Genomic DNA, 12,853 nt, shown 5'->3' on the forward strand with positions numbered 1-12,853 from the left:
CGGTATCCCGCGCCTGCTCAGTGCTCACCTACCGGACCACCAATCGGCTTGTCCGATTCGGCAGCACCTGATTCGCTCTCACTTCGGGCAGAGCCAGCACCAGGACCATCATGATCCGACCAATCTGCTGGCGGGCGCGGTTTTCGCCCGTCCATAATGTCGTTAATCTGCTCGACATCGATGGTTTCATATTCCATCAAGGCATCTTTCATCAGCTCCAGCTTGTCGCGATTCTCATGCAAGAGACGCTCAGCTGTGCTGTAGCAGTAATCCACGATACTCTTAACTTCATCATCAATCAGCTTGGCAGTTTCGCCAGAGTGATGAGTCTGAGAGTGACCGGCAGAGCGACCCAGGAAGACTTCACCGTCATCCTCGGCATACATTAACGGCCCCAATTTTTCAGACAGACCCCACTTGGTCACCATGTTGCGAGCCATTTCTGTAGCACGCTGAATATCATTACTGGCACCTGTGGTGACACCTTCTTCGCCCAATGTCATGGCCTCTGCAATCCGGCCACCGTAAAGGCTGCAAATCTGACTGATCAGCGCACGCTTGCTCAGGCTGTAGCGATCTTCTTCTGGCAGGAACATGGTGACACCCAGAGCCCGGCCACGAGGTATAATACTGACCTTGTAAACCGGGTCATGCTCAGGCACCAGGCGACCCACAATGGCGTGTCCCGCCTCATGGTAAGCCGTATTACTTTTCTCTTTTTCAGACATAACCATGGACTTGCGCTCTGCGCCCATCATGATTTTGTCTTTGGCTTTTTCAAATTCTTCCATGGTCACCAGGCGTTTGCTTCCCCTGGCGGCAAACAGAGCAGCCTCGTTAACCAGATTAGCCAGGTCTGCACCCGAGAATCCTGGTGTGCCACGGGCAATAACTGCCGGATTAACGTTTTCCGATACCGGCACCTTGCTCATGTGAACCTTTACGATCTGCTCCCGACCTCTGATGTCCGGCAGCCCGACTACAACCTGGCGATCGAATCGACCAGGACGCAGCAACGCAGGGTCCAGAACGTCTGGACGGTTGGTTGCAGCAATCACGATGACGCCATCATTAACCTCAAAACCATCCATTTCCACCAGCAACTGGTTCAGTGTCTGCTCACGCTCATCGTGACCACCACCCAGGCCAGCACCACGGTGACGACCTACCGCGTCTATCTCATCGATAAAGATAATACAGGGCGCCTGTTTCTTGGCCTGATCAAACATGTCACGAACACGCGAAGCACCCACACCTACAAACATTTCCACAAAATCCGAACCGGAAATGGAAAAGAAGGGGACTTTTGCTTCGCCGGCGATTGCCTTGGCCAGCAAGGTTTTACCGGTACCAGGCTGACCAACCATCAGGATGCCACGAGGAATCTTGCCACCCAGACGCTGAAATTTGTCAGGCTCTCGCAGGAAGTCCACCAGCTCTTTAACATCTTCTTTGGCTTCATCAACGCCAGCGACATCAGAGAACGTCACTTTAATCTGGTCCTCACCCAGCAGCTTCGCCTTGCTCTTACCGAAAGACATTGGGCCGCCTTTGCCGCCACCAGCGCCTCCCTGCATCTGCCGCATAAAGAAAAAGAACAACGCGATAATAATCAGGATCGGGAAGCTCGCCACAAGGAGCTGAGTCCAGAGACTCTGGCGCTCCGGCTCGGAAGCTCGGATTTCCACGCCATTGGCAAACAGGTCATCCATCAGCTGAGGATCGCCAATCATGGGAATCGTGGTGGTGAAGCGGGAATTGTCTCCTCGCACGCCATTGACTGACACGCCGGAAATATTGACAGAGCGCACCTGCCCGTCACGTACTTCACGAATGAATTCCGAGTAATTGACCTGAGTGGTGGCCGGCTCCTGGTTAATATTGTTGAACACCGTCAACAACACTGCCGCAATCACCATCCAGAGTAATAAATTCTTTGCCATATCGTTCAAGGGAAACCCCCTTTTCTCATTCAAACTAACAAATAGACCGCCAACCTGGTCATTCAGTAGACCGCCAAAACGGTCGTTGCCATTCCCTCAAGCCCCGAATCATTGTTTTTCGTGTCTTGATTGTCACCGGGAAGGCGAGGGCAGTCGAAAGCTGACGCAATGTCTCTGCGTGACTGTCTGTTCTCACATCAAGATGGGGGCTGATTTCGATATTACAAGATAGAAGTCTTGATTGTCCAAGAAATGCTGTCCTACAATGCGCCCGCAACGGCGACCAATTACCACGTCAAGCCTCCCCCTGCTTCTTTCTACAGGCATCCGCACCATGAGCACCGACAAGAAAACAATGGACAATCAGCAACTTAAAAAACTCCGCACAATTGCACATCAGTTACGTCCGATACTGACCATCGCGGGTGACGGCGTTACAGAGAATATTATCAAGGAGCTAAACCAGGCGCTGGAACGCCATGAACTGATAAAAATCAAAATCCAGCTGGGTGATCGGGAACTGCGCCAGCAAGTCGCCGATGAGCTATGCCTGCAATCCAGCGCCGAATGTGTACAGCGTATTGGTAATGTTGCCGTCCTGTACCGGGCCGCTAAAGAGCCGAACCCCAAACTGTCAAACCTTCTCCGGCACCAATAGCAATTGCTGCCGGATCAGGGCGATATGAGCTAGATGTGCTCAACTTCGTCGATTTCGTACTCGATTTCACCACCTGGCGCATTAACGACGACTTCCTCACCGACCTCTTTGCCCATTATGGCACGGGCAATCGGCGAGCCAACCGAAATTTTTCCGGCTTTAACATCAGCCTCATCTTCGCCAACAACCTGGTACTTGACGGTTTTTTCCGTATCCAGGTTTATTAGCGTGACAGTAGCCCCAAAGATGACTTTGCCGCTGACAGGAATTTTGGTGATATCAATAATCTCGGAATCAGCCAGCTTGCCTTCAATTTCCTTGATTCGCCCTTCACAAAAACCCTGCTGCTCCCTGGCCGCGTGATACTCCGCGTTTTCCTTTAAATCACCGTGCTCGCGCGCTTCAGCGATCGCTTCAATAATAGCCGGACGCTTCTCGGTCTTGAGCTCATGCAGCTCTGAACGCAGGCGCTCAGCCCCTGCCATTGTCATTGGAACTTTTCTCATAGCACTCCCAAAATCCTTCGAATGCAAAAATCACCAAACAAAAAAAATACGGGCGGGACTTTCTTGCGAAAGCCCCGCCAGCACCAAAAAATCTATGTCTGACCCTATAATGCGACTAAACCCTGAACTTGTCCAGCCACCCGGGAGCTACAGGCTGCTCTCAACCAAACCCCCGGGCGGCCTCCAATTTACTGGGTAGCCACCTGCTTGTGCAGTTCCTGAAGTGTGTAGACGTTCAGCTGATCACCAAATTCCAGTGAATCGCAAACCGCACTGGCACTTGCCAGCGTAGTTGTGCAGAACACATCGTGGCGAAGTGCGGTACGCCGGATAGTCGAGGAATCGGCAATCGCCTGTTTGCCTTCGGTCGTGTTGACGATCAGTTGAATTTCTTCATTCTTGATCATGTCCACGATATGCGGGCGACCTTCCATCACTTTGTTAACCCGCTTCACCGGCAGCCCTGCCGACTCAATAATAGTCGCTGTTCCCGTGGTCGCAACCAGGCGGAACCCTAGTTCATGGAAGCGACGCGCCACATCAGCAACTTTCGCCTTGTCTGCATCACGCACACTGATAAATACAGTGCCTTCACGGGCGATTTCTTCACCTGCGGCAATCTGTGACTTGGCAAACGCTTCGGCAAACGTTTTACCGACCCCCATGACTTCACCAGTGGACTTCATTTCCGGCCCAAGAATCGGGTCAACGCCCGGGAATTTGTTGAATGGGAACACCGCCTCTTTGACAGCATATGTCTGAGGTATGACTTCCCTGGTGAAGCCCTGCTCTGCCAGCGATGTGCCGGCCATGCAACGGGCCGCCACTTTGGCCAGTGAGGTACCAATACACTTGGATACGAATGGCACAGTTCGCGATGCGCGAGGGTTGACCTCAATGATGTACAACTCACCGTCCTGGTAAGCCAGCTGAGTATTCATCAACCCGACCACACCCAGCTCACGGGCCAGGGCTGTGACCTGTTCACGCACCAGCTCCTGTACCTCTGCCGGCAGATTGTACGGCGGCAGAGAGCAGGCTGAATCACCAGAGTGAACCCCTGCCTGCTCAATATGCTGCATGATCGCCCCAACCACCACGTCTTTGCCATCGCTGACCAGATCAACATCCAGTTCGATCGCGGCATTCAGGAACGAGTCCAACAACACCGGACTGTCATTGCCCACTTTGACCACCTTGGTCATGTAGCGGTTGAGCTCTTCCTCGTTATATACGATCTCCATGGCCCGGCCACCCAGCACGTAAGAGGGGCGAACAACCAGCGGATAGGAAATGCGCTCGGCTTCCTCAATGCACTGTTCGACGCTGCGCACGATGCAGTTAGGCGGTTGCTTGAGATTGAGCTTCTGAATCATCTGCTGGAAACGCTCCCGGTCTTCTGCCAGGTCGATTGCATCCGGGCTGGTACCGATCACCGGCACACCCGCCTGCTCCAGCTGCGTAGCCAGGTTCAGCGGTGTTTGACCACCAAACTGAACAATCACGCCCTCAGGCTTTTCTATCTCCACAATTTCCAGCACATCTTCCAGCGTCAGCGGCTCGAAATACAGTCGGTCGGAAATATTGTAGTCTGTCGACACTGTCTCCGGGTTACAGTTCACCATAATGGCTTCATAGCCATCTTCACGCATTGCCAGCGCCGCATGAACACAGCAGTAATCAAACTCGATACCCTGGCCAATACGGTTGGGGCCACCACCGAGCACGATGATTTTCTTGCGATCAGAAGGCTCTGCCTCGCACTCCTCTTCGTAACTGGAGTACATGTATGCTGTGGTCGATTTAAACTCGGCCGCACAAGTGTCAACACGCTTGTAAACCGGCCTGACACCCAGACCATGTCGATGCTCACGCACTTTTTCTTCACTGACATTCAGCAAAGCGGCAAGCCTGACATCCGAGAAACCTTTCTGTTTGAGTGAGTACATAGCATCACGATCCAGCACTTCCAGTGCCTGGCCGCTGACTTGTTTCTCAGTTTGGATAATGTCTGCGATCTGGGCCAGAAACCAGGGATCAATACCTGTCAGTTCCTGGACTTTATCCACACCCAGCCCCTGGCGGAACGCATCACCGATATAACGAATCCGGTCACTGCCTGCGTCCATCAACTCACCACGGAGAAGATCCATGGCATCACTGAGACCGGTATCCAGAATCGGGTCCAGGCCGCTAATACCGACTTCCAGGCCTCGCAGTGCCTTTTGTAAAGATTCCTGGAACGTGCGCCCAATGGCCATCACTTCACCCACCGACTTCATCTGCGTGGTGATTCGGTCACTGGTCTCCGGGAACTTCTCAAAGGTAAAACGCGGAATCTTGGTAACTACGTAATCGATGGTCGGCTCGAATGAGGCCGGTGTCGCACCACCGGTGATTTCGTTGCTTAATTCATCCAGCGTAAATCCAACTGCCAGTTTCGCAGCAACGCGAGCAATCGGGAACCCTGTCGCTTTGGAAGCCAGTGCTGACGAACGGGACACGCGCGGGTTCATCTCAATCAACACCAGCCGCCCATTTTCCGGATTCATACCGAACTGCACGTTGGATCCACCGGTTTCAACACCAATTTCACGCAACACATCGATGGCAGCGTTGCGCAGAATCTGATATTCCTTGTCAGTCAGGGTCTGCGAAGGGGCTACGGTAATGGAATCACCCGTGTGGACACCCATGGCATCAAAGTTTTCAATGGTACAAACAATAATGCAGTTATCTGCCTTATCCCGAACCACTTCCAGTTCGTATTCTTTCCAGCCAATCAGCGACTCATCGATCAGCAGCTCATTGGTTGGCGACAACTCCAGACCGCGGCTGCAGATCTCAACAAATTCTTCCTTGTTGTAGGCGATACCACCACCGGTACCCCCCATGGTAAAGGAGGGACGAATAATGCAGGGAAAACCAATCTCTTCCAGCGTCGCAAACGCCTCGTCCATATTGTGCGCCATACCATGTCTTGGCGTTTCCAGGCCGATCCTTTTCATGGCCTGATCAAACAGCTCGCGATTTTCTGCTTTATCAATCGCCTCTGCGGTCGCACCAATCATTTCCACGCCATATTTTTCCAGTACGCCGTGACGCTGCAGATCCAGCGCACAGTTCAGCGCAGTCTGACCGCCCATGGTGGGCAGAATGGCATCTGGTTTTTCCTTGGCAATGATTTTTTCCACAATCTGCCAGGTCACCGGCTCAATGTAGGTGGCATCCGCCATGGCCGGATCCGTCATGATCGTGGCCGGATTCGAATTGACCAGAATGACGCGATAACCTTCCTCGCGCAGCGCCTGGCAGGCCTGGGCGCCAGAATAATCAAATTCGCAGGCCTGGCCGATGACGATTGGCCCGGCGCCAATGATCAAAATACTATTGATGTCTGTACGTTTTGGCATAAGTAAACCGTATCTGAGTTGAGTAAGCCCGGCAGGCGTGCATTAACGTGCAGCGCGCTGCGTCATCAGGTCGACAAATTTATTAAACAGTGGAGCGATATCATGTGGCCCCGGACTGGCTTCAGGGTGACCCTGGAAGGCAAATGCCGGTTTATCCGTTCGCTCAATGCCCTGCAGCGACCCGTCAAACAATGAACGGTGCGTGGCACGCAGATTGGCTGGCAGCGACGCTTCGTCCACCGCAAAGCCATGGTTCTGACTGGTGATCATGACCGTTTTATCATCCAGGTTCTGTACCGGGTGATTGGCACCGTGATGCCCCAGTTGCATTTTCAGTGTTTGCGCACCACAGGCCAGCGCCAGCAACTGACAGCCAAGACAGATACCAAACACAGGGATCTCTGTTTCCAGGACTTCTTTAATGGCAGCAATGGCATAATCACAAGGTTCTGGATCACCAGGACCGTTGGAGAGGAAAATGCCGTCCGGGTTCATCGCCAGCACTTCCGATGCCGGGGTCTGGGCAGGCACAACAGTCACGGTGCAATTACGCTCAGCCAGCATCCGCAGGATATTGCGCTTAACGCCGTAGTCCCAGGCTACCACATGGAAAGGTTTGTCATGCTGCATCTCCGCATAGCCTTCACCGAGCTTCCACTCGCCCTCATTCCAGGCGTACTGCTGAGTGGTGGAAACTTCTTTGGCAAGGTCCATGCCTTTCAGCCCGGGGAACCCCTTGGCCTTTTCAATGGCATAGGACTCGCCTTTTTCGACCAGTTCGGCGCCACTGAGGATACAGCCATTCAGAGGGCCTTTATCGCGCAACAATCGAGTCAAACGACGAGTGTCTATCTCGGCAATGGCGACAACCTGCTCAGCCTTGAGGAACTCATCCAGATTACTCTCACTGCGCCAGCTGCTGACCATCAAAGGCAGGTTACGAATAACCAGACCTGATGCCCAGACACGTTCTGACTCATTATCCTCTTTGTTCACACCCGTGTTACCGATGTGCGGATAGGTCAGTGTCACGATCTGTCGTGCATACGACGGATCCGTCAGAATTTCCTGATAACCGGTCATGGCGGTGTTGAAAACCACCTCTCCACTGGTTACCCCTTGCATGCCAAGGGCCTTGCCTTTAAAGATACTTCCATCTTCTAGGGCTAGAACTGCTGGACTGTTCAATGTGCTCTCCCGGGTGTTAAGACAGGCGAAAAAAAGCGGAATGAAAGCTCGCTCTCATTCCGCTTTTAGGTATTCTGTCTCATGTGTGCTCAGTGATATTCATACTGAGCGGAAATTATACGAAATAGACGCCCTCACTGTCTACGGCGGATTCGCATCAGTTGGCATCTAAGTCCAGAACATCATCGATGGAATACAACCCCGGCCCGCGACTACCCAGCCAGATAGCAGCTCTGACCGCGCCACTGGCAAAGGTCATGCGGCTGCTGGCTTTGTGACTGATTTCCAGCCGTTCGCCTTCTCCAGCAAAAATTACCGTGTGATCGCCAACAATGTCGCCACCCCGGACCGTCGCGAAACCGATGGTCTTACGGTCTCTTTCATCGCCAATGCCTTCACGCCCATAGACGGCCACCTCATTCAGGTCACGCCCCAGGCTGTCAGCAATGACCTCCCCCATACGCAATGCCGTACCGGATGGCGAGTCTTTTTTATGGCGGTGATGCGCCTCAACGATTTCGATATCGACATCATCCCCCAACGCCTTTGCTGCCATCTCCAACAGGCGCAGGGTCAGATTAACGCCCATGCTCATGTTTGGTGCCGTCAGGATTGGCGTTGATGCTGAGGCGCGCTCAAGCGCTGACTTTTGCTCGTCACTCAGACCCGTCGTGCCGATCACGATCGCTTTGCTATGCTTGCTGCAAAACGCCACATTCTGCATCGTTGCTTCAGGCGAAGTGAAATCAATCAGCACGTCAAAATCATCAACACAGGCAGACAGCGAATCTACTGCGATAACTTCCAGCGCCCCTGCACCAGCAATCAAACCGATGTCCTGACCACATTGAGGATCTTCCTTTAACGTTGTACCTGCTGTTACCTGCGCGTCACCAGAACGAGCCAGCACTGCCTGCACTAATGTTCTTCCCATGCGACCGGCTACACCGGCAATCGCGATCCTTATCATGACAACCCTTTTTTAAGCTAAGATGTATGGAGAGGATCCATGGTACATGAAACCCGACCAGACGATGAACCGGTCATTATAACGGCTATTCGTATTAGCCAACAGCTTTAGAGTTCGCTACTCTACCGAGCAACAGGAACTGCATTGAAATAAGATGGACAAGCAACCGGTCTCAACCAACAATCAGCGCCGACAGGCTTACGAGTCGATCGTCTCTTCCTATTACCAGGACGTTTATCGTTATGCATTCTGGCTGACGCGAAATGCCAATATTGCTGAAGACCTGGTGCAGGAGACTTTCATGCGCGCCTGGCGATCCTTTGACAGCCTGCAAAAAAGCAGCGCTGCCAAAGCCTGGCTGTTTACCATATTGCGGCGTGAGAATGCCCGTATGTATGAGCGGTACCGACCTGAACTGGTCGATATCACCGATGCCAGCCTGGCTGAAGATAAAGGCGGTGAGCCCGATCAGTTCCGGGATCGCCAGGAATTGCACCAGGCTATTCTTGGGCTGGAAAGCGACTATCGCGACCCGCTTTTGCTGCAGGTTATTGGCGGATTCAGCGGGAAAGAAATTGCCAGCATTCTCGATCTTAATAGTAATACAGTAATGACCCGACTGTTTCGCGCCCGTAGCAAGTTGCGCGACACATTAACAAGTGAAACACCCAGTGATGCCTCGACAACCCAGCAAGAGAGTCAGTGACACATGAATGACCAGGAATTCAATCAACGCGCATACAGCAATCCGCGCGATGGTGGTGAGGATTTCAAGGCAGCATTAGATGCCAGCCCTGACAGACAACGTCTGGTCAGCGAGCTGCAGGCCCTGGAATATCGCCTTGAGCAGACACTGCAGGATATCGCCATTCCAGCCAATCTGGAGGATCGCCTAAAACGTAATGGCACCCAGAGCAGCAGTAATGGCGAAAACACGGCCGAGACGCACAAACCAGTACCGGCACCCCGGCGACACTGGCAGCGCTTCAGTCGCCCGGCAGCCATCGCTGCATCTTTGCTGATTGCCCTGTCACTGAGTTTCACCGTTCTGACCAGCAGACCGACTGCAGCAGATATGGCGCTGGGCAACTCACTGCTCAACCACGTCCATGCAGAAAGCCGGTTCTATAATGTCGATAACAATATCCCCTGGTCATCTGCCAGCGAGGTCATGCAGCAAACCGGGGCAAGCTTTGCCTCTTTTGCGGATGTGGCGAACGAGATGAACCTGACCTTTGCTGAGTTCTGCCGTCTGATGGGCAACGACAAACGCGGCACACACCTGGTGATACGTGGCGAACACGGACCGGTGTCTATTATGTTCATCAACCACCACCCGATCCGTGGCAAGGTGGAATTGCAAGATAGCGAACTGCGCGGCGAAGTGGTTCCCGTGGAAGATGGGTTTCTGGCAATCTTTGGCTCACCCGATGAACCTATAGCGCGCATTCGCACCCGGTTTCAGCGACAACTGACCTGGTCTATCTAAGGCTAAACACCTGATTCAAAACCTAACAGTTATCACCTTACGCCTTACAATACGCCTTATAATCAGAACAGTGCCGCCGGCATCGACATGACACTATCGCTGCCAGCTTCTATCTCTTTTCGCAGCGCATGTGTTTTTGGCATACAGCGTCGCAGGTAATAGTCTGCGACGTGGATTTTCGCCTGACAGAAATCACTGTCACCTTCACCACTATCCAGCTTCGACTGCGCAGTCATGCTCATTCGCGCCCACATGTAGCCGTACATCACAATAGATAACAGGTCCAGAAAAGGCACCGAAGCAGCGCCAACTTCGTCAGGCATTTCCACAGACGCCGAGCGCACATGAGCCACTGCCGCCTGTAAATCAGACAGGGCGTTTTGCAGCCCCTCTGCAAATGGCGCCTGACTGCCTGGCAACTCCTGCGCGAATGACTCAACTTCCCCAATCAGGTCATCCAGCATCCCTTGCCGGTCATAAACGACCTTGCGCCCCATCAGATCCAGCGCCTGGATCCCGTTAGTACCTTCATAGATTTGTGCGATGCGCGCATCCCGGACTTTTTGTTCCTGCCCCCATTCACGAACATAGCCATGCCCGCCGAGCACCTGCTGACCCAGCACGCACGCCTCAAACCCCCGGTCCGAAAAAGCAGCCTTGGCTACCGGTGTCAGCACTGCCACACGCCACTCTGCTTTTTTTCGTGACTCTGCTTCCGGGTGATAGTGAGCAATATCCAGCTGACTGCCCACATACACCGCCAATGCCCGTGCCGCCTCTGAATTGGCTCGCATGGTTAACAACATGCGCCTTACATCGGCGTGCACTAACAAGGAATCGCCAGCGTCATCCGGCGATTGTGTCCCTCTGGCAGATCTGCCCTGCCGCCTCTCGTCTGCATACCGGGCAGCCACCTGGTAGGAGGCATCTCCCAGTGCCAGGCCCTGTAAACCAATTGTCAGACGCTCGTAATTCATCATCGTAAACATACAGGCCAGACCATTATGGGGCTCTCCGACGAGAAATCCTTTGGCCTGGTCAAAATTCATCACACAGGTTGCCGATCCCAGTAAACCCATTTTATGCTCGATAGAACCACAACTGACGCCGTTGGTCTGATCTGGCGATTCTGGCAAATACTTAGGAACCAGAAACAAAGAGACACCTTTTGCCCCTGCCGGCGCACCAGGTAGCTTGGCAAGCACCAGATGTACAATATTATCCGTCAGATCATGCTCACCACCGGTAATGAACATTTTACTACCGGTTATCCGGTACGCCTCACCCTCTGGTTCTGCCCGCGTTTTCAACATGGACAAATCTGTGCCAGCCTGCGCCTCAGTCAGGCACATCGTGGCGGACCAGCTACCATCATAGAGTTTCGGCAAATAGGTTTGTTTAAGTGATTCGCTGGCGTGCCTGGCAATGGCCAGTGCACCGCCTGCCGTCAACACGGCATAAAGTGCCAGCGAGCTGTTTGCTGCCATCATCATTTCCTCAATGGAAACGGTCAGCAACTTCGGCATCCCCTGACCGCCGTATTCCGGATCCCCTGACAACCCGATCCAGCCGCCAGATGCGTACGTGCGGTAAGCATCGACAAACCCTTCAGGTGTAGTGACCTGACCCGCTTCAAACTGGCAACCCTGTTCATCGCCTGACTGATTCAGGGGCGCCATCAGCGTTTCAGCAATCCTGCCAGCCTCTTCCAGCACGGAATTAATGAGATCTTCACTGAGTTCATCATTGAGATTCAGGTCAGTAAAACGGCTGGAAATCTGGAAGACATCATGCAGGATAAACTGCATGTCTTTAAGCGGTGCGCGATATTCAAACACGGTCAGCTCCCTGTTCAACGGCAATCGTAATAGCGAGTGGGTCGTGTGCCAAGCTCGGTGACCACAGCTCACGTCCCACTAGCGTACCGCCAAAAGGAAGCAGATGGAAAGCCCGACAAACCTGCCAGGCAATGCGTTAATCGAGCAAGGCCCGAAGAGAGAGTGCTTGCGCTGCAGTTTCAACACTGGCAGCTTCCATCCAGGGCACCTCGCCCAGCAGTGGCCCAGGCATCATTGAGGTCAGCGTCTGCACATTTTGCTCGGCCACCTCATCAGGTGCTGACAGGTGGTTAGCCACCCATCCCGCCAATGGCAACCCGTCACGACGAATCGCCTCAGCTGTCAATATGGCATGATTAATACAGCCAAGCCTGATACCGACCACCAGTATGACGGGCAACTGCATACGTGACGCCAGCCCTGACAACATTTCCCGCTCATTTAATGGTACCCGCCATCCGCCCGCACCTTCAATTACGGTCAGATCTGCTCGTTGCATCATGATCGCCTGACAAAACCCCGTTAACCGGTCCAGGCTTAAACGCCTGCCGGCCTGAGCCGCCGCAAGATGAGGCGCAATAGCGGCTGGTAAAGCCACCGGGTTCACCTGTTCATAAGGCAACTCAAGTGATGCTGAGGCCATCAATGCCAGGGCATCTTCATTTCGCCACTGCCCGTCAACTGACTCACACCCAGCAGCCACTGGCTTCATCCCGACCGTTGTTTTGCCAAGCTGGTTAGCAGCCGTCAATAATGCGGAAGAGACCAGGGTCTTGCCTACCTCGGTATCAGTGCCTGTTACAAAAAAAGCTTTTCTTGCCGCCATTGCGTTAGATTCTCCCATTCAA

Annotated in this window: 10 protein-coding genes; 3 read left to right on the plus strand and 7 right to left on the minus strand. The window is 53.3% G+C overall.

Annotated elements, in window-relative coordinates; translation table 11 throughout:
• Nucleotides 1-17: 17 nt before the first annotated feature.
• Nucleotides 18-1,943: an ATP-dependent zinc metalloprotease FtsH gene (ftsH, locus tag PSCS_RS06010; protein ID WP_068810879.1), complete on the minus strand. Its 1,926-nt coding sequence runs from the start codon at nt 1,941-1,943 to the stop codon at nt 18-20.
• Nucleotides 1,944-2,277: 334 nt separating this feature from the next.
• On the opposite strand from ftsH, the gene yhbY reads away from it, so the two are divergent.
• Nucleotides 2,278-2,601, plus strand: coding sequence for a ribosome assembly RNA-binding protein YhbY (gene yhbY, locus PSCS_RS06015; protein WP_068810880.1), 324 nt, complete (start codon nt 2,278-2,280; stop codon nt 2,599-2,601).
• 29 nt (nt 2,602-2,630) lie between these two features.
• On the opposite strand, the gene greA is transcribed toward yhbY, so the two are convergent.
• From greA to dapB, 4 genes are all read right to left on the minus strand, one after another.
• Entirely contained in the window at nt 2,631-3,107 is a 477-nt protein-coding gene (gene greA, locus PSCS_RS06020) for a transcription elongation factor GreA (RefSeq protein WP_068810881.1), read from the minus strand.
• 188 nt (nt 3,108-3,295) lie between these two features.
• On the minus strand, nt 3,296-6,520 hold the full coding sequence (gene carB, locus PSCS_RS06025) for a carbamoyl-phosphate synthase large subunit (RefSeq protein WP_068810882.1): 3,225 nt from the start codon (nt 6,518-6,520) through the stop codon (nt 3,296-3,298).
• Between the two features lie 42 nt (nt 6,521-6,562).
• Complete coding sequence (gene carA, locus PSCS_RS06030; protein ID WP_068810883.1) at nt 6,563-7,708, minus strand: glutamine-hydrolyzing carbamoyl-phosphate synthase small subunit; 1,146 nt, start codon at nt 7,706-7,708, stop codon at nt 6,563-6,565.
• Between the two features lie 157 nt (nt 7,709-7,865).
• Entirely contained in the window at nt 7,866-8,678 is an 813-nt protein-coding gene (dapB, locus tag PSCS_RS06035) for a 4-hydroxy-tetrahydrodipicolinate reductase (RefSeq protein ID WP_068810884.1), read from the minus strand.
• A gap of 154 nt (nt 8,679-8,832) precedes the next feature.
• Here dapB and PSCS_RS06040 point away from each other — a divergent pair, with 154 nt between their 5' ends.
• Together PSCS_RS06040 and PSCS_RS06045 are read left to right on the plus strand one after the other, a co-directional pair.
• Complete coding sequence (locus PSCS_RS06040) at nt 8,833-9,384, plus strand: sigma-70 family RNA polymerase sigma factor (RefSeq protein WP_068810885.1); 552 nt, start codon at nt 8,833-8,835, stop codon at nt 9,382-9,384.
• Between the two features lie 3 nt (nt 9,385-9,387).
• Nucleotides 9,388-10,167, plus strand: a complete 780-nt coding sequence (locus PSCS_RS06045) for a DUF3379 family protein (protein WP_068810886.1) — start codon at nt 9,388-9,390, stop codon at nt 10,165-10,167.
• A gap of 62 nt (nt 10,168-10,229) precedes the next feature.
• On the opposite strand, the gene PSCS_RS06050 is transcribed toward PSCS_RS06045, so the two are convergent.
• Both PSCS_RS06050 and bioD read right to left on the minus strand, forming a co-directional pair.
• Entirely contained in the window at nt 10,230-12,005 is a 1,776-nt protein-coding gene (locus PSCS_RS06050; RefSeq protein WP_068810887.1) for an acyl-CoA dehydrogenase C-terminal domain-containing protein, read from the minus strand.
• Between the two features lie 136 nt (nt 12,006-12,141).
• Entirely contained in the window at nt 12,142-12,849 is a 708-nt protein-coding gene (gene bioD / locus PSCS_RS06055) for a dethiobiotin synthase (protein WP_232790081.1), read from the minus strand.
• Nucleotides 12,850-12,853: the final 4 nt, after the last annotated feature.

Source organism: Pseudohongiella nitratireducens (assembly GCF_001642735.1).
Taxonomy (GTDB): Bacteria; Pseudomonadota; Gammaproteobacteria; order Pseudomonadales; family Pseudohongiellaceae; genus Pseudohongiella; species Pseudohongiella nitratireducens.

Excerpts from the sequence above, each read along its gene's own strand:
- PSCS_RS06045 (WP_068810886.1), top strand. The coding sequence starts at position 9,388 with ATGAATGACCAGGAATTCAATCAACGCGCATACAGCAATCCGCGCGAT.
- dapB (WP_068810884.1), bottom strand. The coding sequence starts at position 8,678 with ATGATAAGGATCGCGATTGCCGGTGTAGCCGGTCGCATGGGAAGAACA.
- greA (WP_068810881.1), bottom strand. The coding sequence starts at position 3,107 with ATGAGAAAAGTTCCAATGACAATGGCAGGGGCTGAGCGCCTGCGTTCA.
- ftsH (WP_068810879.1), bottom strand. The coding sequence starts at position 1,943 with ATGGCAAAGAATTTATTACTCTGGATGGTGATTGCGGCAGTGTTGTTG.
- PSCS_RS06040 (WP_068810885.1), top strand. The coding sequence starts at position 8,833 with ATGGACAAGCAACCGGTCTCAACCAACAATCAGCGCCGACAGGCTTAC.
- bioD (WP_232790081.1), bottom strand. The coding sequence starts at position 12,849 with ATGGGAGAATCTAACGCAATGGCGGCAAGAAAAGCTTTTTTTGTAACA.
- yhbY (WP_068810880.1), top strand. The coding sequence starts at position 2,278 with ATGAGCACCGACAAGAAAACAATGGACAATCAGCAACTTAAAAAACTC.
- carB (WP_068810882.1), bottom strand. The coding sequence starts at position 6,520 with ATGCCAAAACGTACAGACATCAATAGTATTTTGATCATTGGCGCCGGG.